General features: G+C 68.9%; 20 protein-coding genes. 18 read left to right on the plus strand and 2 right to left on the minus strand.

Annotation, left to right across the window (positions count from 1 at the left end):
• Positions 1-192 precede the first annotated feature (192 nt).
• From HNR70_RS14760 to HNR70_RS14785, 6 genes are all read left to right on the plus strand, one after another.
• Complete coding sequence (locus HNR70_RS14760; RefSeq protein ID WP_184326323.1) at positions 193-1,287, plus strand: ABC transporter permease; 1,095 nt, start codon at positions 193-195, stop codon at positions 1,285-1,287.
• The gene (locus tag HNR70_RS14765) at positions 1,280-2,392 is read left to right on the plus strand and encodes an iron chelate uptake ABC transporter family permease subunit (RefSeq protein ID WP_184326324.1); all 1,113 of its coding nucleotides are present in this window, start codon (positions 1,280-1,282) and stop codon (positions 2,390-2,392) included. The genes HNR70_RS14760 and HNR70_RS14765 overlap by 8 nt, the downstream gene beginning before the upstream one ends.
• Entirely contained in the window at positions 2,389-3,153 is a 765-nt protein-coding gene (locus HNR70_RS14770; RefSeq protein WP_184326325.1) for an iron ABC transporter ATP-binding protein, read from the plus strand. The genes HNR70_RS14765 and HNR70_RS14770 overlap by 4 nt, the downstream gene beginning before the upstream one ends.
• A gap of 173 nt (positions 3,154-3,326) precedes the next feature.
• Entirely contained in the window at positions 3,327-3,614 is a 288-nt protein-coding gene (locus tag HNR70_RS14775; protein WP_184326326.1) for a type II toxin-antitoxin system TacA family antitoxin, read from the plus strand.
• A 54-nt stretch (positions 3,615-3,668) separates the two neighbouring features.
• A complete protein-coding gene (locus tag HNR70_RS14780; RefSeq protein ID WP_184326327.1) occupies positions 3,669-4,178 on the plus strand; it encodes a GNAT family N-acetyltransferase in 510 nt (169 codons plus the stop codon).
• 220 nt (positions 4,179-4,398) lie between these two features.
• The gene (locus tag HNR70_RS14785) at positions 4,399-5,556 is read left to right on the plus strand and encodes an IS30 family transposase (RefSeq protein WP_184325325.1); all 1,158 of its coding nucleotides are present in this window, start codon (positions 4,399-4,401) and stop codon (positions 5,554-5,556) included.
• On the opposite strand, the gene HNR70_RS14790 is transcribed toward HNR70_RS14785, so the two are convergent.
• Positions 5,505-6,734 carry a hypothetical protein gene (locus HNR70_RS14790; RefSeq protein ID WP_184326328.1) on the minus strand — a complete coding sequence of 410 codons (1,230 nt, stop codon included), beginning with the start codon at positions 6,732-6,734 and terminating at the stop codon, positions 5,505-5,507. The two genes, HNR70_RS14785 and HNR70_RS14790, sit on opposite strands and share 52 nt — an antisense overlap.
• Before the next feature lie 142 nt (positions 6,735-6,876).
• The gene (locus HNR70_RS14795; protein WP_184326329.1) at positions 6,877-7,710 is read right to left on the minus strand and encodes an aldo/keto reductase; all 834 of its coding nucleotides are present in this window, start codon (positions 7,708-7,710) and stop codon (positions 6,877-6,879) included.
• A 332-nt stretch (positions 7,711-8,042) separates the two neighbouring features.
• On the opposite strand from HNR70_RS14795, the gene HNR70_RS15650 reads away from it, so the two are divergent.
• The 12 genes from HNR70_RS15650 (at position 8,043) to HNR70_RS14850 (ending at position 19,130) form a co-directional block, all read left to right on the plus strand.
• Positions 8,043-8,336, plus strand: coding sequence for a transposase (locus tag HNR70_RS15650; RefSeq protein WP_221421070.1), 294 nt, complete (start codon positions 8,043-8,045; stop codon positions 8,334-8,336).
• Positions 8,333-9,217 carry an IS3 family transposase gene (locus HNR70_RS14800; protein ID WP_221421069.1) on the plus strand — a complete coding sequence of 295 codons (885 nt, stop codon included), beginning with the start codon at positions 8,333-8,335 and terminating at the stop codon, positions 9,215-9,217. The genes HNR70_RS15650 and HNR70_RS14800 overlap by 4 nt, the downstream gene beginning before the upstream one ends.
• 112 nt (positions 9,218-9,329) lie before the next feature.
• On the plus strand, positions 9,330-10,865 hold the full coding sequence (locus HNR70_RS16300) for an LssY C-terminal domain-containing protein (RefSeq protein WP_312857691.1): 1,536 nt from the start codon (positions 9,330-9,332) through the stop codon (positions 10,863-10,865).
• A gap of 127 nt (positions 10,866-10,992) precedes the next feature.
• Entirely contained in the window at positions 10,993-12,450 is a 1,458-nt protein-coding gene (locus HNR70_RS14810) for an APC family permease (protein WP_184326330.1), read from the plus strand.
• 37 nt (positions 12,451-12,487) lie between these two features.
• On the plus strand, positions 12,488-12,904 hold the full coding sequence (locus HNR70_RS14815; protein WP_184326331.1) for a universal stress protein: 417 nt from the start codon (positions 12,488-12,490) through the stop codon (positions 12,902-12,904).
• Between the two features lie 229 nt (positions 12,905-13,133).
• Positions 13,134-16,004: a hydrogen gas-evolving membrane-bound hydrogenase subunit E gene (gene mbhE, locus HNR70_RS14820; protein ID WP_184326332.1), complete on the plus strand. Its 2,871-nt coding sequence runs from the start codon at positions 13,134-13,136 to the stop codon at positions 16,002-16,004.
• Positions 16,001-16,426 (plus strand): sodium:proton antiporter, encoded by a 426-nt coding sequence (locus HNR70_RS14825; RefSeq protein WP_184326333.1) that lies wholly within the window; start codon positions 16,001-16,003, stop codon positions 16,424-16,426. The genes mbhE and HNR70_RS14825 overlap by 4 nt, the downstream gene beginning before the upstream one ends.
• Positions 16,423-17,928, plus strand: a complete 1,506-nt coding sequence (locus tag HNR70_RS14830) for a monovalent cation/H+ antiporter subunit D family protein (RefSeq protein ID WP_184326334.1) — start codon at positions 16,423-16,425, stop codon at positions 17,926-17,928. Before HNR70_RS14825 ends, HNR70_RS14830 begins: the two co-directional genes overlap by 4 nt.
• Positions 17,925-18,287, plus strand: coding sequence for a Na+/H+ antiporter subunit E (locus HNR70_RS14835; protein WP_184326335.1), 363 nt, complete (start codon positions 17,925-17,927; stop codon positions 18,285-18,287). The genes HNR70_RS14830 and HNR70_RS14835 overlap by 4 nt, the downstream gene beginning before the upstream one ends.
• Positions 18,284-18,541: an MrpF/PhaF family protein gene (locus HNR70_RS14840; RefSeq protein WP_184326336.1), complete on the plus strand. Its 258-nt coding sequence runs from the start codon at positions 18,284-18,286 to the stop codon at positions 18,539-18,541. Before HNR70_RS14835 ends, HNR70_RS14840 begins: the two co-directional genes overlap by 4 nt.
• Positions 18,538-18,945 (plus strand): cation:proton antiporter, encoded by a 408-nt coding sequence (locus HNR70_RS14845; protein ID WP_184326337.1) that lies wholly within the window; start codon positions 18,538-18,540, stop codon positions 18,943-18,945. The genes HNR70_RS14840 and HNR70_RS14845 overlap by 4 nt, the downstream gene beginning before the upstream one ends.
• A 23-nt stretch (positions 18,946-18,968) precedes the next feature.
• On the plus strand, positions 18,969-19,130 hold the full coding sequence (locus HNR70_RS14850; RefSeq protein ID WP_184326744.1) for a hypothetical protein: 162 nt from the start codon (positions 18,969-18,971) through the stop codon (positions 19,128-19,130).
• Positions 19,131-19,166: the final 36 nt, after the last annotated feature.

Below are 19,166 nucleotides of genomic sequence, written 5' to 3' on the forward strand. Positions count from 1 at the left end.
TGCACTGCAGACCCCCGCGCCACAGAGAACAGCACCGCCACGAGACACCTCGACGACCGCCGCACGGCGGGCAGGACCCTCCCGGTCCGGCCCGCCGTGCGGCATGCCGCGGGGCACCCCGTCGGACGGCCGACGCGCCGCCCCGCCGACCCGGCGGGCCCGTCGGCCGCCCGCCCTTCCCAGGAGCACTGAATGTCCACCCCCTCACCCGCCGCGTCGCCGGGCGCCTCGTCCAGCGCGTCGCCCGGCGCCTCGTCCAGCGCGTCGCCCGGCGCCTCGCCCGGCGTGCCGTCCGACGTCCCGCCCGACGCCTCCGCCGCGGCCCCCTCCCGGCGCCGCGAGCGCCTCGTCGACGGCAAGCTCGTCATCGGCATCGTGATCGTCGCGCTGCTGCTGGTCGCCTCCCTGTTCACCGGCGTCTACGACGTGGTCGGCGGTGAGGCGGGCGCGGAGATGTTCCAGGTCACCCGCATCCCGCGCACCATCGCGCTGGTCCTCGCCGGAGCCGCCATGGCGATGTCGGGCCTGATCATGCAGCTGATGACGCAGAACCGCTTCGTCGAGCCGACCACCACCGGCACCACCGAATGGGCGGGCCTCGGACTGATCCTCGTCATGGTGATCGCCCCCGGCGCGGGGCTGCTGACCCGGATGAGCGTGGCGATCCTGTTCTCCTTCGTGGGGACGATGATCTTCTTCCTGTTCCTGCGCCGGGTCACGCTGCGCAGCTCCCTGATCGTCCCGATCATCGGCATCATGCTCGGCGCCGTGGTCGGGTCGCTCTCCACCTTCATCGCACTCCAGTTCGACGCGCTGCAGACCCTCGGGGTGTGGTTCGCCGGCTCCTTCACCTCCGTGCTGCGCGGCAGCTACGAGGTGCTGTGGATCGTGCTGGCCGTGGGCGTGGCGGTGTTCCTGGTGGCCGACCGGCTGACCGTCGCGGGCCTCGGCGAGGACATCGCCACCAACGTCGGCGTGAACTACCGCCGCGTGGTGCTGATGGGCACGGGCCTGGTCGCGATCGCCGCGGGCGTGGTCACCGTCGTGGTCGGCAACCTGCCCTTCCTCGGACTCATCGTGCCCAACGTGGTCTCGATGATCCGCGGTGATGACCTGCGCTCCAACCTGCCCTGGGTGTGCCTGCTCGGCATCGCGATCGTCACCGTCTGCGACCTCATCGGCCGCACGATCATCATGCCCTTCGAGGTGCCCGTCTCCCTGATCCTCGGGATCGTGGGCGCGGTCGTGTTCATCGCCCTCCTGATGCGGCAGCGCCGACATGGCTGAGCGGCGCCTGGGACGGGCCGTCGAGGAGGCCCCGGTCGAGCTGAGCACCGCCCCGTCGGACGTGGCGGGGGACCTCGGCCCGCTCGCCGCCCCGCACCGCGTGCGCGGCGGCTCCGGCGCCTTCGCCGACCAGAAGGCTCGCCGCCGCTACCGGATCATGCTCGTGGTGATGATCGTGGCCGCCGCGGGCCTCGCCCTCGGCCTGCTCGCGATCGGCAACCCCATGCCGGTGGGCACCCCCGGCTTCTGGCTGATCGCCGAGCTGCGCATCACGTCGCTCGTGGTGATGGCGGTGGTCGCCGTCTGCCAGGCGGTCGCGACGATCACCTTCCAGACCGTCACCAACAACCGCATCATCACCCCCTCGATCATGGGCTTCGAGTCGCTGTACACGGTCATCCAGACCGCCGCCGTGTACATCCTCGGCGTGGCCGGGATCGCGGCCCTGCAGGGGCCGGGACAGTTCCTCGCCCAGGTCGCGGCGATGGTCGGCTTCTCCCTGCTGCTCTACGGCTGGCTGCTGCGCGGCCGCTACGCGAACATCCAGGTGATGCTCCTAGTGGGCATCATCCTCGGCGGCGGTCTCGGCGCGGTCTCCACCTTCATGCAGCGACTCCTGTCGCCCAGCGAGTTCGACGTGCTCTCCGCGCGCCTGTTCGGCTCCATCAGCAACGCCAGCGCCGAGTACCTGCCCTACGCGATCCCGCTCGTGGTCGTCGCGGCGCTGCTGATCTGGCTGAACGCGCGGACCCTGAACGTCATCGCGCTCGGACGCGACGTGTGCATCAACGTGGGCGTGGACCACGGCCGCCAGACCATCGTCGCGCTCGTCCTGGTCTCGATCCTGATGGCGGTCTCCACCGCCCTCGTCGGCCCCATGACCTTCTTCGGGTTCCTGGTCGCCACCCTCACCTACCAGCTCGCGGGGACCCACGACCACCGGCGCCTGCTCCCGCTCGGGGCGCTCGTCGGCTTCGTCGTCCTCGCCGGCGCCTACTTCGTCATGAACCACGTGTTCTACGCGCAGGGCGTCGTGTCCGTCATCATCGAACTCGTCGGCGGGACCGTGTTCCTGATCGTCATCATGAGGAAGGGGCGCCTGTGATCACCATCGACGCGGTGCGCAAGCAGTACCGATCCGCCACCGGGACCGTGGACATCGGCCCGGTCACCACCGCCATCCCCGAAGGCGGCGTGACGGCCCTCGTGGGGCCGAACGGCGCCGGGAAGTCGACCCTGCTGACCATGGTGGGGCGCCTGCTCGGCATCGACGAGGGCGTGATCGAGGTGGCCGGCTACGACGTCTCCTCCACCGCCTCCAAGGACCTCGCCAAGATCCTCTCGGTGCTGCGCCAGGAGAACCACTTCATCACCCGCCTCACCGTGCGCCAGCTGGTGGGCTTCGGCCGCTTCCCCTACTCCAAGGGGCGCCTGACGAAGCTCGACGAGCAGAAGATCACCGAGGCCATCGACTTCCTGAACCTCGACGACCTCGAGGACCGCTACCTCGACCAGCTCTCCGGCGGCCAGCGCCAGCGCGCCTACGTCGCCATGGTCCTCGCCCAGGACACCGAGTACGTGCTGCTGGACGAGCCGCTGAACAACCTCGACATGCGCCACAGCGTGCAGATGATGGGGCGCCTGCGCGACGCCGCCCGGCAGCTGGGCCGCACCATCGTGGTGGTGCTGCACGACATCAACTTCGCCGCCCATTACGCCGACCACATCATCGCGATGAAGGACGGCGCCGTGGTCGAGGCCGGCCCCGTGGAGCGGATCATGGACGGCGAGGTGCTCTCCCGCGTGTTCGACACCCCGGTGCAGGTCGTCGAGGGGCCGACGGGGCCGCTCGCGGTGTACTACTGAGCCGCGCTTTCCCACCGCTCCACCTGGGATTTCGGTCCGGGATGTGACGGCTGCCTGGTCGGTGACGAAACTCGTTGCGCGCACGCAAAGTCGTGTGTACATTGTCTGTACGCCTCGATAGTGCCGAGGCCGGAGCCCCTTGCGGGCATGTGTTTCGATCAGGAGAGCCTTCCATGCCTGCGACCAAGAGCTCGCGAATCAATCTTCGTGTCACTGAGCACCAGGAGTCCGTGCTGCGGCGCGCCGCAGAGACCGAGGACTCGACTCTGTCGGACTTCGTTCTCGGAAGCGCGGTCGAGCAGGCAGAGAAGGTCCTGGCCGACCGTCGGTGGTTCGAGGTGGACTCCGAGACCTATGCCAAGTTCGTCGATGCGCTCGACAGGAAGCCGCGGACGGAGAAGCTGGCAGAACTGTTCGCTCGGCCCGCGCTCTTCGATGCGCCGTTCGAGCTGGATGATTGATCGTGCACCAGTGCGTACAGGCCGAACTTCTCCACGGGGCGTGAGTGCTTTCTGATGACCGTTGGTGTGCTGCAGGCGCCGAGGCGTCTTGAGAAGGGTGATGACCGCTCGTCGTTCCATAGCGGGGCGGATGAGCTCGACACGTGGTTGAGGAAGTTCGCCTGGCAGAACCAGCGAGCGAACAACGCGGTCACCTATGTCGCGATGATGAACGAGGTCGTCGTCGGCTACTACGCGATTGCGGCGGCGGGAGTCGCTCACGAGGAGACGACAGAAGCCTTCTCGAAGCATCGTCCGAATCCGATCCCCTGTGTCCTCCTCGCCAGGCTGGCCGTCGATCGGCGCGCCCAGGGCAAGGGCGTGGGTGCCGCGCTCCTCAGGGATGCCATGACCCGCTCGGTGCAGGCCAGTGACTCCATCGGTGCAGCAGCGATGTTGATCCACTGCCGCGATCACGCTGCGAAGCAGTTCTACCTGAGGCACACCGATGCCCTTGAGTCGCCCGTCGAAGAGCTGCAGCTCGTCCTTCCCATCGCAGCCATCGCGGCGCAGATCCGCAACTGAGCACGGTGAGTTCAAGCCCTTCGTGCGAGTGACGCCCACTCCGAGGGGCTGGCGAAGATGACAGGGGGGTCTGTGCGGAGCGTTCGCGGGTCCCACAGCCAGGCGCGGTCCTCGGATCCAGGTAGCGAGAGGTCAAGAGCGGCTATGCCCGGGCGGATTCAAGCGGTCAGTGCAACGAGTCCTGTGAGATGAGGCAGTCACTGATCACAGGAGGATCCGGATGCAGGGCAGGCACGGTCATCTCAGCCGGGAGCAGAAGCAGCTCGGGCTCAGGCTGCACGGGAAGGGCTGGCGGCTGGTCGACATCGCGAAAGAGATCGGCTGCAGCGCGCCGATGGTCGGCATCATGGCCCGCACCGGCAGGCACCTTGACGCCAGGCCGTTCGGGTGGGAGCCACGTCAGGGCTGTCTGACGATCCACGAGCGCGAGCAGATCCTGCTGGGGATCAATCGTGGCGATACCTTCACCGCGATCGCCGAGCAGCTGGGGCGTGCGGTGTCGACCGTCAGCCGTGAGGTGAAGCGCGGCGGGGGTCGCTGCGGCTACTCGGCGTGGCGTGGTCATGAACGTGCCCGCGAGCAGGCACGTCGACCGAAGCCGTTCAAGCTTGCGTCGGGCCGGCTGCTCGAGGAGGTCGCCAGCCGGCTGGAGCAACTGTGGTCACCTGAGGAGATCGCGGCGCGCCTACGGTTGGATCACGCCGACGACCCGGAGATGCGCGTGAGCCACGAGACGATCTACCAGTCGCTGTTCGTGCAGGGCCGAGGCGAACTGCGCCGTGAGCTGGCGCGGTGCCTGCGGTCCGGAAGAGCGGCCCGCAAGCCCCGCCGAACCACGGACGGTCGCGGCCGCATCCCCGGCATGGTCATGCTCAGCGAACGCCCCGCAGAAGCCGACGACCGCGGCGTGCCAGGCCACTGGGAAGGTGATCTCATCCTCGGCGAGGGCAGCCGCAGCGCCGTCGGCACGCTCGTTGAGCGCTCGACGCGAATGACACTGCTGCTGCACCTGCCCGACGGCAAGAGCGCCGAGCAGGTCGAGGCCGCGATGCGCGCCGCAATCAGCAAGCTGCCGCCCTCGTTGATCCGAACGATCACCTGGGACCAAGGCGCGGAGATGTCCAAGCACGCCGCGTTCACCATCGCCACAGGAATCCCGATCTACTTCTGCGATCCCCACTCGCCCTGGCAGCGGGGGAGCAACGAGAACACCAACGGCCTGCTGCGCCAGTACCTGCCCAAAGGCACCGACCTGAGCGTCGTCAGCCGCGAGAAGTTGGACGCGATCCAGGACAGCCTCAACGGACGCCCCCGCAAGACACTGGGCTATCTGACACCATCAGAGAAGCTCGCAGAGTTCCTTGCGCCCACCGCTTGAATCCGCCCCGTCTCCACGTGAGCGCTCTTCACGTCGAGAGAGCGGCAGCAGATGACGTTCACGGCTCGCACTGCGGTCCCCATCCATCGAGGAGAGTCGAGCTCGAGGATGGTGCGCAGGCTTCGTGAGGGGTCCGTGGGGATCTCGCAGAAGGCGTTCAGGGCGCGAAGATCTTCGTCCGACGGCCTGTTGTCGAGTGCGGCGCGGCTCAAGGCTACGGCCTCCTTCAGCTTCCGAGTCTCGAGCAGCCGCAATGAGCGATCGAGCAGTTCGCCCTTGTCCATCCCGGGTAGCACTTCTCCGAGAGCCTCGAGAACATGCATGCTCGTGGCAGCGGAGATCTGATCACCTGTGACCGCGCGCTCCTCAAGCGTCGATGCAGGTATTCCGACGCGGTGGGAAACAGCCCTGGGATTCTCGAGGAAGGCAGTCTCCCAGTCCAGCGATTCGGGGCTCCAGTCGTGAAGGTAGGTCCGAGTGAACCTCTCGGCCAGCCAGCGTCGCGCAGTGCGGCCGCCTGCTCTGCGCATGTCCTCCTGCAGAGGCGGCGAGGAGAAGTGGTCGCCGAGCCGCCAGGCGACGATGTCGGATGTGCTCGCCTCCATGAGCCACTCCGCTCCCTGTGCATATGTATCCCCGGCGAGACAGGTCGTGATGAGACGAGGCAGGTCTTTCTCGGGGGTGTACTCATCAGGGACTTCGTCGGCGATCAGCCGCAACCATCCGTGCAGCTCCGGCACCTGTTGCCAGGCGATCTCTCCGATCCGCATCCGGTTCCACACGCCCACGGAGGCCAGGATGATCGCGCGGAGGAGCGAAGGGCCGAACTGCTCGCGCAGGACCCAGTCCGCATCGACGCCGCGTTCTGCGAGTCGTGCCAAGGCTGTGGTGGCTGCGATGGTCCGGAAGGCGCCGTCGATATTCGGTTGTGCGACGAGGAGCCTTTCGGCGACAGCGAACAGGGCTGCCGTGGGCCACGATTCGTCGGGCATCTGGCGCTCGAAACGCAAGGTTAGCTGTCCAGCATCGAAGCTCGATGCTTCATCGGCTCGTGCAAGGGCGGAGCTGGCTCGCTGTGCCATGTCGGCGCAGATGTCCTCTGCGCCGCACCAGGCGTGCCCGGTGTCGGCGCACGCTTCGGAGTGAGCTATCGATATCGCCAGCACGTCGCGGTCCACCTCCACACCATCGTTCGTGCGACAGCACTTGGGGCCGGGATTCGATGAATGCGCTGGAGCTCGTAGCGGGAGCCCCTGCATCAACAGGCTGCGGTCCGGCGCCGTCGGTGGAACGGACCGCGCCGGACCGTTCAGCCGACCGTCACTTGCTCGACGGATCCGTGCCGCCGCGACCGGCGGGGCCGCGATCCAGGCCGTCGATCGCAGCGATCTCGTCGGCCGAGAGCTCGAGCTCCGCAGCGGCGAGGTTCTCCACGATGCGCTCCGGGGTGACCGACTTCGGCAGCGCGACGATGCCGTGCGCGAGGTGCCAGGCGAGCACGACCTGCGCGGGGGAGGCGCCGTGCGCCTGCGCGACGGAGGTGATCACCTCGTTCTCCAGCAGGTCGGACTTGCCCTGGCCGAGCGGGCCCCAGGACTCGGTGACGATGCCGTGGCGGGCGTGGGCCTCGCGCAGCTCGTGCTGGGGGAAGTAGGGGTGCAGCTCGATCTGGTGGACCGCGGGCACCACGCCGGTGGCCTCGATGATCTCCTCGAGCTGGGGGAGGGGGAAGTTCGAGACGCCGATGGAGCGCACCAGGCCCCGCTCGCGCAGCTCGATGAGCGCCTTCCACGCCTCGAGGTACTTCCCCTGCGAGGGGGCGGCCCAGTGGATGAGGTAGAGGTCGATCTGCTCGAGGCCCAGCTCCTGCAGGGAGGTCTCGCAGGCGGCGATCGCGTCGTCGTGCGCATGGGCGTCGTCCCACAGCTTGGTGGTCACGAAGACGTCCTCGCGGTCCAGACCCGACTCGCGCAGCGCCCGGCCCACGCCGGACTCGTTGCCGTAGACCTTGGCGGTGTCGATGTGGCGGTAGCCGGCGCGAAGCGCCTGGCCGGTGACGTCGGCGGTCACGTCGGGGTCGACCTTGAACACCCCGTAGCCGAGCTGGGGGATGGAGCGGCCGTCGTTCAGGGGCACGGAGGTCACAGGGGACATCGGGGGTCCTTCCGGGGAGGGGCGTCGGGTCGGGGACGAGAGTACGCCCCACGCCTGACGGGACTCTGCGGGGGAGCCCGGCGGAGCCGGGCGCCGTCGGCCGACGGGGCTGGGCGCGGGCGGCCCGTGGGCGATCAGGCCCTCGGCCCTACGATGGTGCTCATGAGCTCCTGCAGCCCGGCGCGCGTCGCATGACGCCGGCACGTCCGCTGCGCCTGGCGCCCCTGGAGCGGCCCGTCCCCGCCACCGCTCCGGAGTACGATGGACCGTCCCCGGTTTGGTGGATAGTTGGGGTAAGTCGTGATTCCTTTCTGAACTGAAAGGAAGTCGTGATGGGTTCGACGAGGAGATCGTTCACGGAGGAGTACAAGGCGTCCGCGGTAGGCTTGGTCCTGGATGATGGCCACAGCATCGCCGAGACCGCCAGGAATATCGGCGTGCACGAGATGACGTTGGGTAAATGGGTGAAGAAGGCGCGTGACTCGAGCGGGAAACGTCCCGAGAAGCCACTGTCAGAGAGCGAACGCGAGGAACTGATCCGGCTTCGGGAGGAAGTCAAACACGCCCGCATGGAGGCGGAGTTCGCAAAAAAAGTAGCGTCCTGGTTCGCGAAAGACCAGCGGTGAAGTACGCCGCGATCGCGGACTGGGCTGACCGTGACGAGTATCCGGTGGATTTCATGTGCAAGCAGTTGGCCGTGTCGCCCTCCGGGTTCTATGCCTGGCGTGGCCGGGGGCCCAGCCCACGCGATCAGGACAACGATCGCCTGTTGGCGATCATCACCGAGGCCTACCGGCGGCTGCGCGGCAACCCTGGTGTTCGACGGATCCATGCCGAGCTGTGCGCCCTGGGCGAACGGGTCGGCAAGAATCGCGTCGCTCGCCTCATGCAGGCCGCCGGGCTGCGCGGACGCCACCCCCGTGCCTGGAAGCGCACGACCACCAGCGGCCCGGACCCGGCGCCGGCCCCAGACCTGATCGGGCGCGACTTCACAGCCGAGCGGCCGAACCAGAAGTGGTGTTCCGATATCACCTACATCAAGACCTGGAACGGCTGGGCGTATCTGGCCATAGTCATCGACCTGCACTCCCGAGCCGTTGTGGGCTGGGCACTGGCCGACCACATGCGCACCGACCTTGTCATCGAGGCACTGACGCTGGCTATCGCGCGCCGCCGGCCACCGGCCGGAATCATCTTTCACAGCGACCGCGGGTCTCAATTCACATCGGCCGAATTCGCCACGTACTGTAAGGACCACCACATCCGGCGTTCCGTGGGTCGCACCGGGGATTGTTTCGACAACGCCGTCGCCGAGTCCTTCTTCGCGACCTACAAAAAGGAACTCATCCACACCCGCCCCTGGGTAAACCTGTCCACATTGCGGAAAGAGACCTTCACCTGGATCGAACACTACTACAATAGACAGCGCCGCCATTCACACCTGGGATACCTCACCCCAGCCGAATGGGACAAAGGACATCGCACACTCACAGGAATCGCAGCCTAAACCACACTCCGAAAAATCGGGGACACTCCACGACCACGCCCGCGGCCACACCCCGCAGGGGCGGCGCTTCGAGCTGTACGCGCTGCTGGACAACCTCTTCATCGCCGCGGGCGTGGTGGTCGCGATCTGGCTGGCGCTGCTGTACCTGGTCGAGGGCTTCTCCCTGACCCCGGTGCGGCTGCTGTACCTGCTGGGCTTCTGGGTCCTGCTGACCTACATCACCCTCCCGCGCCTGCACCAGCTGATGACCTGGATCTACCTCCCGGACTACTTCTTCGGCCGCACCCGCACCACCGAGGGCGTGCTCTCGGACCCGATCAACATCGCCCTGGACGGTCCCGAGAAGGACCTCCACGTGGCGCTGCGACGGGCGGGCTGGGTGCTCGCCGAGGAGCGCACCCTCTCCTCGGCCTGGTCGATGGTCCGCTCCACCCTCACCCGCCGCTCCTACCCGGCCGCCCCCGTCTCGGACCTGTACCTCATGGGGCGCCGCCACGACTTCACCTACCAGCAGGAGGTGGGCGGCACCACCGACAAGCGCCACCACGTGCGCTTCTGGCGGATGCCGCCGGACTTCGTGCTCCCGGGCGGCTACCGCACCGACTGGCTCGCGGCCGGCACCTACGACCGTGCGGTCGGATTCTCCTTCTTCACCCTGCAGATCACCCACCGCATCGACGAGAACATCGACGTCGAGCGCGACTACCTCGTGGACACGGTCCGCTACGCCGACCCGGTGATCCAGGTCGACCTCATCCAGGACTTCTCCACCTCGTACCACGACCGCAACGGCCAGGGCGACCGCTTCCGCACCGACGGCCACCTGCCCGTGATCGACGTGGCCGGCGCCGCCGCCCGCTCCGACGGCGCGAGCGCCATGATGCTCGCGCGCCATCGGCCGACGGGCACGTCCGTGATGAAGTCCCGCGCCCGCGCCGCCACCCAGACCGCCCTGCACGCCACCCGCGGCGGCGGCAGCCGCGCCGAGGTCGCCGACGAGATCAGCGCCCAGTGGCAGGGGACCGTCGACGACTTCCACGAGGCGATCGCCCGGGCCGCCGACCACCACCTGCCCCCGCCCTCGGTGATCTTCACCGGAGCGCTCGTGCTGCTCCAATCCGTGCTGGTGGCGGTGCAGTGGTCGCTCGTGGGCGGCGGCATCGACCTCACCGAGCGATTCCCGGACCTGGCGCTCGTGCTGCCGGACCCGGACAGCCTGGTGCTCTCCACCGTCTTCGCCGCCGCGCTGCTCGTGCTCCAGATCGGGGTGCTGCGCCGCAGCCGCTGGGCCAGGATCGCGCTGATGGCCCTGTTCACGGTCGACGCCTTCGCGCGCCTGGTCGTGGCCAGCTCCATGCTCGGCGACGTCGCCCACTCGCTCCTGGTGGGCGCGGGGGCCTCCGCGCTCGGCGTGATGGCGATCAGCTCCGACGCCTCCCGGCAGTGGGTGCAGACCCTGCGCCTGGACTCCCGCAGCCGTGACGCCGACGAGGACGGCGACAAGGACTCTCGCAAGGACCGCCCCAAGGACGCTCGCAAGGACGGCGACAAGGACGCCCGGACGAACCCCGGCAGGGGCGAGGGCGGCCCCGTCGGACGCGCGGAGAGCGTCACCACCGGGGCCGACGCACCCCCGCGCATACTGTGAGGGCGATCACCGGGGAGTAGAGTGCCTGCACCGCCGGCCGGGATCCCCGCGGCGACGGGTCCGCTCCCCGGGCCCGTCACGCTCCCGCCGGCGACTCCTGTCCCTGCCTTCCCCGGGAGGAATCCCCATGAGCGAGCCCCACGAGTCCGCGCCCGCCGCGGCCGGCGAGACCCACCCGTCGGGCACCGACCAGCCGGAGCTGAAGAAGGCGATCACGCCCAAGCTCCTGCTCCTGTTCATCGTCGGTGACATCCTCGGCACCGGCGTCTACGCCCTGACCGGCCGCGTGGCCGGCGAGGTGGGCGGCGCAGGCTGGCTGCCGATCATCATCGCCTTCGCCGTCGCGATGGTCTCGGCGCTCTCCTACGTCGAGATGGTCACCAAGTACCCGCAGGCCGCCGGTGCGGCGCTGTACGTGCACAAGGCCTTCGGCATCCACTTCCTCACCTTCATGGTGACCTTCGCGGTGCTGTCCTCCGGCATCACCTCGGCCTCCACCAGCGCGATCTTCCTCGCGGAGAACGTGCTGAAGGCCTTCCGGCTCGAGGAGGCGCTCGGCAGCGCCTCCGCCGGCACCGCCACCGCCATCGCGATCCTCTTCATCGCCCTGATCGCCTGCATCAACATGTACGGCGTCTCCGAGTCGGTGAAGGCGAACGTCGCGCTCACCCTCATCGAGCTGAGCGGTCTGACCCTCGTGATCCTGGTGGGCTTCTTCGCGATCTCCCGGGGCCAGGCGGACTTCTCCCGCGTGATCCTGTTCGAGACCCAGGGCGACAAGAGCCTGTTCATGGCGGTCATCGGCGCGACGGCGCTGGCGTTCTTCTCCATGGTCGGCTTCGAGGACTCGGTGAACATGGCCGAGGAGACCGTCGACCCGGTCAAGAACTTCCCCAAGGCCCTCATCGGCGGCCTGTCGATCACCGGCTGCATCTACGTGCTGATCTCCGTGCTGGCCGTGGCCGTGGTGCCGATCGGTGAGCTGACCAGCGCCACCACCCCGCTGCTCACCGTGGTCGAGCACGGTGCCCCCGGCATCCCGATCGACACGATCTTCGCGTTCATCTCGATCTTCGCGGTCGCCAACACGGTGCTGATCAACATGATGATGGCCTCCCGCCTGCTCTACGGCATGGCCAAGCAGGGCGTGCTGCCCGGCTTCCTGCGGGGCGTGCTGAAGACCCGCCGCACCCCCTGGGCCGGCATCGTCTTCTCCACCCTGCTCGCCTTCGTGCTCGTGTTCACGGTGCGCTTCGTGCTGGCCGAGGAGACCATCGGCGCCCTCGGCGGCACCACGGCGCTGCTGCTGCTGACCGTGTTCGGCCTGGTCAACATCGCCGTGCTGGTGCTGCGCAAGGACAAGGTCGATGCCCGTCACTTCCGCACCCCCACGGTGCTGCCGGTGATCGGCGCGATCACGTCCTTCCTGCTGGTCAGCCCCATCGCCCAGCCCACGCAGAACTACGTGATCGCCGGCGGTCTGCTCGGCATCGGCCTGCTGCTGTACATCATCACGTGGTTCTACAACAGCGCCGTCAAGGCGCGTCGCACCCGCTTCCGCCACCCCGACGACCTCGGTCACTGAGCCCCGTCCCGACCCCCTGACCCACGAGGGAGACACCATGCCCACCGTCCTGCTGGCCTACGTCCCCAGCGCCACCAGCGAGGCCGCCTTCGAGTTCGCCGTCGAGGAGGCCGCGCGCCGCGACGCGAGCCTGCTCGTCCTGGCCTCGGAGCGCGCCCCCGACCCCCGCAAGGCGCGCGGGGTCACCGATCTGCGCCCGCTCCAGGAGCGCCTGGAGGAGACGGGGCTCGCCTTCGAGCTGCGCACCGTCCCCAAGCGCGACGACCCGGCCGACGACATCCTCGACGCCATCGAGCACCACGAGGACACCGTCCTGGCCGTGCTCGGCATCCGCAAGCGCACCCCGATCGGGAAGATCCTGCTGGGCTCCACCTCCCAGCGCGTCGCGATCGAGTCGCCGGTGCCGGTGGTGCTGGTCAAGCCCCGCGACTTCGTGGCGCCGACGCGCTTCTGAGGAGGCCCTGCGTCCGGGCATCCCGGGGAATCCTGCTAGTCTGCACCGACGGCGGTCCGGCCCTCGGATCTGTCGACGGTGAGCCGGGAAGTCTGGTCGGCAGAGGCTAGAACTCTACCCACCCGACCAGCCGACAACGGAGTGACACGATGAGCGGACCGACACCTCTGGCCCCACGAAGGGACACCGACGCGATGAGGGCGGGCCTCCCTGCGCGAGCGGAGTGTGCATGAGCCTCGTGCTGGCCGTCGCCTCCGCCTGGATCCTGGTGCCGCTTGCTCCGGTCCTCGTGCGACTCTTCGGCCGCTACGCCGGGTGGCCGCTCGCCCTGGGCATGCTGTTCCCGCTGGGCATCCTGGCGGGACTGCGCCTCGATGCCGGCGACGTGAGCCAGACGGTCCCGTGGATCCCGGTTCTGGACGTGGCGCTGAGGCTGAGGATGGATGGACTCGCCTTCCTGTTCGTCCTGCTGATCCTCGTCATCGGCGCGGTCGTGCTGATCTACTCGAGCTCGTACCTCAGAGCGCCCCGCTCGCCGGGCTTCTACCTGCTGATGACGGCCTTCGCCGCCGCCATGCTCACCCTGGTGCTCGCTGACGACCTCCTGCTGCTCTACGTGGCCTGGGAGCTCACCACGCTGTGCTCCTACCTGCTGATCCTGCGCTCCGGTCCGCATGCGGGCCCGGCGGCCACCCGTACATTGCTGGTCACCGTCGCGGGCGGACTGTGCCTGCTCGGCGCCGTGTGCCTAATCATCGTGCGCACCGGGACGGTGCAGCTCAGCGCCGCGCTCGCCGACCCCGCCTGGTCCTCGGACGCCGGCTTCGCCACGGCCGTCGCCGCGCTGGTCGCGGTGGCGGCGATGACCAAGTCGGCGCAGTTCCCGTTCCACAGCTGGCTGCCTGACGCGATGGTCGCCCCGGCCCCGGTCAGCGCCTATCTCCACGCCGCAGCGATGGTGAAGGCCGGCATCTACCTGCTGATGCTGTTCTCGCCCGCCGCCTCGCATGCGGTGATATGGCCCGCGCTGCTGGTCTCGATCGGCCTGCTGACCGCCGCACTGGGCGCCGTGCTGGCCGTGACCCGGCGTGACCTGAAGTCCCTGCTCGCCTACTCGACCGTGAGCCAGCTGGGGCTGCTGGTCGCGGCGATCGGCGTAGGCACCGAGGTGGCGATGCTCGCGGCCTCGATCCATGTCATCGCACATGCGCTGTTCAAGTCCTCCCTGTTCATGGGCGTGGGCCTGATCGAGAAGCGCACCGGCACCCGCGACCTCCACGAGCTGAGCGGGCTGTGGCGCGTGATGCGCTGGGAGGCGGTCATGCTGGTGCTGGCCGCCGCGAGCATGGCCGGGATCGTCCCCCTGGTCGGGTTCGTGAGCAAGGAACTGATCTTCGAGTCGCTGCTGCATTCGCCGTGGGGGAGCGGATGGCTGCTGGCGCTGCTCGCCGCCGCCGCGACGGTGTTCACCGTCGCGTACAGCGCTCGCCTCGTCCTGCCCACCCTGCCCGGCCCGGCGATGGACGGGGTCAAGCCCTGGCGCTATGCCGCCGCGATGTCCGTGGCCGTCAGCGCCACCGCCCTCACCGGCCTGGTGCTCGGTCCGACCGTGGGGATCCTCGACCCCATCGCCATTCCCGCAGCGGCTGTCGCGGCGGGCGTCGCGCCGACGGAGGTCGGTCACCTGGCCCTGTGGCACGGCGTGAACATCCCGCTCGTGCTCTCGATCCTCGCGATCGCCGCCGGTCTGGCGATCGCCGTGCTGATGGGCCGTCGCGACAGAGCCCGCTCAGCGTCCGGAGCCCAGGCGCCGGCCGAGTGGGTCGCCCCGGTGACCGGCGTCGGCGTGGTCCAGGGGATCCACGACAGGATCATCTCGTTCGGCCACCGGGTCGGAGACCTGACCCGGTTCGACTCCACCGCGGGACAGCTCGCGATCCCCTTCGTGCTCATCGGCGCCGCCGCCCTGACCACGCCGCTGCTGTGGCAGGGCGTGGGAGAGTACAGCTCCTCGACCTTCCTCGACGGGATCCTGCTGGTGCTCGTCGTGGCGGGCGTGGTCGCCATCGTCCGCTCCCGCACCCGGCTGGGCGGTGTGATCGCCAGCGGCATCGTCGGGTTCACCGTAGTGCTCACGTTCTTCACTCTCGGCGCCTCCGACGTCGCGCTGACCCAGCTGCTGGTCGAGGTGCTCACCGTCGTGGTGATGGTGCTGGTGCTGCGCCGGATGTCCTGGAGGTTCCCGAAGGAGGACGCCCGACGGCGCCTCGCTGCGGTGGTCGCGGCGGTGTTCACCGGGGCCGCTGCGACGGCGGCGACCCTCGTGTTCACCGGCCACCGGGGGCTGTCGGACGTCGGCGAGTACATGATGGGCAGTGCCGAGGAGCTCACCGGCGGCACGAACATCGTCAACGTGATCCTGGTCGACTTCCGTGCCCTGGACACGCTCGGCGAGCTGGTGGTGCTCGCGATCGGCTCGGTGGCCGTCGCGGCCCTGCTGGACGCCCGCCCGCTCGTCGAGCGGAAGCGGCCGGCGCCCGCCTCGCCCGCACTCGCCAACCCGTTCGGCAATGCCGACTATCTGCGGCTGCTCGGTCGCGTGCTGGTGCCGGTGATGATCGTCGCCTCCCTGTTCATGCTGCTGCGGGGGCACACCGCCCCCGGCGGCGGCTTCATCGCGGCGCTGCTCGGCGCCGGCGCGGTGGTGCTCTCCTACCTGTCCGCGCCGACCGATGACGTCCCGCGCGTCCAGCGCCCCTACCTGGCGATCGCGGGGCTGGGCATGGTCGTCGCCGCGGGCACGGGCCTGATCGGTCTGTTCGACGGCTCGTTCCTGCGTGCTCTGCACGTCGACATCCTCGGTTACCACTTCACCACGGCGCTGGTCTTCGACCTCGGCGTGTACTTCGCGGTGCTCGGGGTCATCCTCGCCGCGATCAACCGCCTGGGCGTCTCCACCCCGGACGACGGCACGGGGCGCAGGCCGCGGCCGGAGGACGATCCTCCGCCGACGGGGAGCACGGCGCCGGAGGACAGCGTCACCGCCGCAGAGACCGTTCAGGAAGCATCGATCGCGACAGATGGAGGTGGAACGCGATGATCCTCGCCCTCGTGATCGGTGTGCTGTTCGGCGGCTCCGTCTACCTCATGCTCCAGCGCGACCGACTGCGCGTGATCCTCGGCTTCGTGCTGCTCGGTCATGCCTGCAACCTGCTGCTCTTCAGCGCCGGCGGCACCCTCCGCCGTGACGAGCCGCTCGGAGCGGATCTCGACCCCTCCGTGACCGCCGACCCCCTGCCTCAGGCGTTCGTGCTGACGGCGATCGTGATCGCCTTCGCGATCACCATCTACCTGCTGGTCCTCGCGGTGACCGGGCCGAAGGACGAGGACCCCCCGGAGGAGGGGACCGACGAGAGCGCCGCTCCCGTCGGCACCCTCGAGGATCGCTACGGCGAGTTCGGCGCCCCGGTAGGGGACACCGACCCCTATTCCGCGGACGAGCGTCAGGGGTCTGACCGATGACGCTCGATGCCGCGCTCCCCCTGCTGGTCGCGATCCCCATCCTCGCCGCCGGCATCACCGCCTTCGCACGCGCACGGCGGCCCTGGACCGTCGTCGTGCTGCTGCTGGTGCAGACCGCGCAGCTGGTCGCGGCGACCCTGCTCGTGATCGAGACCGCCGACGGCAGCGTGCATGCGCACCAGGTGGGCGGATGGATCCCCGGGATCGCGATCCCGTTCGCGGTCGACGCCTTCTCCGCCTTGATGCTCACTGTCGCCGGCGGACTCATCCTCGTGTGCACGCTGTTCGCGCTGCAGGTCGATGCAGGCCGTCACCGCTTCTACGCGCCGCTCGTGATGGTGCTCCAGGCGGGCGTCGTCGGCACCCTGCTGACCGCAGATGTGTTCAACATGTTCGTGTTCATCGAGGTCATGCTGTTGCCGACCTACGGTCTGCTGGTCCTGGCCGCACGCGGGCGCGGGACGCGCGCCTCGGTGGTCGGTTCGCGCCTGTACGTCACGTTCAACCTGTTCGTCTCGACCCTGTTCCTGGCCGGTGTCGCGATGATCTACGGCACGGCCGGCACCGTGAACCTCGGAGAGCTCGCGGGAGCGGCGAGCGAGGATCCGCTGGTGGCCGCCGCCGCCGGGGTGAGTCTCTTCGCCCTGTCGATGAAGGCCGCGGTGGTGCCTGTGCACGGCTGGCTGGCACGGGCCTACCCCTCGACGTCCCCAGCCATCACAGCGCTGATCTCCGGCCTGCACACCAAGGTCGCGATCTACGCCATCTACCGGCTCTACGCGGTGATCTTCGAGGGGGACGAGCGTTTCCTGTGGATCGGGATCCTGCTGTTCAGCGCCACCATGCTGATCGGTGTGCTGGGAGCCGTGGGCGAGGATCGGATGCGGTCGATCCTGGCATTCCACATGGTCAGCCAGATCGGCTACATCCTGCTGGGCGTCGCCCTGTTCACCCCGTTCGGCCTCACGGCCGGCATCGCCTACCTGCTGCACCACATGATCGTGAAGGCCTCCCTGTTCCTGTCCACCGGCGCGATCGAGGAGCGGTTCGGCACCGACAAGCTCTCGGAGCTCAAGGGCCGGATCGGCAAGGAGCCGGTGCTCGCGGTCGCCTTCGGCGCCGCCGCGATGTCCCTCGCGGGCCTGCCGCCCTTCTCCGGCTTCATCGCGAAGTTCTCCCTCATCACCTCCACCTTCGAGGCGGGACAGATCGCTGCTGCGGTGGTGGCCCTGCTCGTCTCGCTGATCACTCTGCAGTCGATGCTGAAGATCTTCAACGGCGTCTTCTCGCCGACGATCAAGGGCCACCCCGCGCCCGCGGAGCCGTCGGCGACGGCGGTCCTGCCGGGTGCGACGCCTCTGGCCCTTGCCGCTCCCGCCCTCGCCCTCGCCGCCGTCACCCTGACCCTCGGCCTCGGCGCCCAGGGCCTGCTGTCCCTGTCGGAGGTCGCCGCGGCGGGTCTGTACGACACCTCTGCGTACGTCGAGGCGGTGCTGCCGTGAACGCATCCCTGCTCACCCTGCCGTTCCGCCTGATCGGCTTCACGCTGTGGTTCGCGAAGGAGATCGTGGTGTCCTCGCTCGCCGTGGTGCGCGATTCGCTCACCCCCGGGCACGCCTCCACTCCTCGGGTGGTCCGGATGGAGCTGGGCGAGGTCGGCGATCTGCACGTGGTGATGATCAGCATCCTCATCACGCTCACCCCGGGCACGCTGACGCTCGGGCAGCTCGGCGGAGGGACCGGGTTCCGCGAGATCCTGGTCCACTCGATGTACCACGAGGACGACGAGAGCGCCCTGGCGGATCTGCACGACATGGATCAGCGGATGACCCGCTCGATCACGATCGGAGGTCGCTCATGACTCCTCTCGACATCGCCATCGTGTGCATCGCCGCCGTGCTGCTGGCCTCCGTGTACCGGATCGTCGCGGGGCCGACCGCCGCCGACCGCGCCGTCGCCGCGGATCTGCTCACCTTCAGCGTGGTGGGGATCTTGGTGCTCATCGGAGCGCGGTGGGAGCGCCTCGGCACGTTCGATCTCGTCCTGATCGCCACGCTGGTCTCGTTCCTCGCGGCCGTCTCCCTGGCGCGGGGACTGATGGGAGGTCGACGATGAGTGTGCTGACCGTCATCGCGTATGTCCTGATCCTCGCCGGCGCGGTCGTCTTCGCCGGAGCCGGGGCGGGGCTGCTGAAGTTCCGTGACGCCTATATGCGTGCCTCTGCCGTCGGCACGGCTGCCGGCCTGGGCATCGCCCTGGTCACGATCGGGGCCGTGCTCACCATGCCCACCACCGCCAACCTGGTGAAAGCGGCCGTGGCCGTCGTGCTGCAGCTGGCCACCGCGGCGGTGGGCTCGACGATCATCGCGAGGGCGGCGGTGAACTCCGGTCACGCCTTCGCCCCCGGCACCAGCCTGATCGATCTGGACGAGGCCGATGCCAAGCTCGCCGGGATGCCGCTGACCGAGGAGAGCGGTCCGAGACCGAGCGGCGAGACGTCCGAGGGCCCTCCCCTCTGACGGACCGGTGCGAGCATAGCGGCATGTCGCCTCCTCGGTCCGCACGCCGCCGCTTCGTCCCGCTCGACGTCTTCGCCGACCGGCCCCAGCGCGGCAACCCGCTCGCCGTGGTCCTCGATGCCGACTGGACGATCCGGGTGGGCGGGGACACGGTGCTGACGGCCGAGGGGGCGATTGTGGTGTGAGGGGTGGTGCCGCGCGCAGCGGTCCTCTCTCCACAG

The sequence above is a fragment of the Brachybacterium aquaticum genome, from assembly GCF_014204755.1.
Classification (GTDB): Bacteria; Actinomycetota; Actinomycetes; order Actinomycetales; family Dermabacteraceae; genus Brachybacterium; species Brachybacterium aquaticum.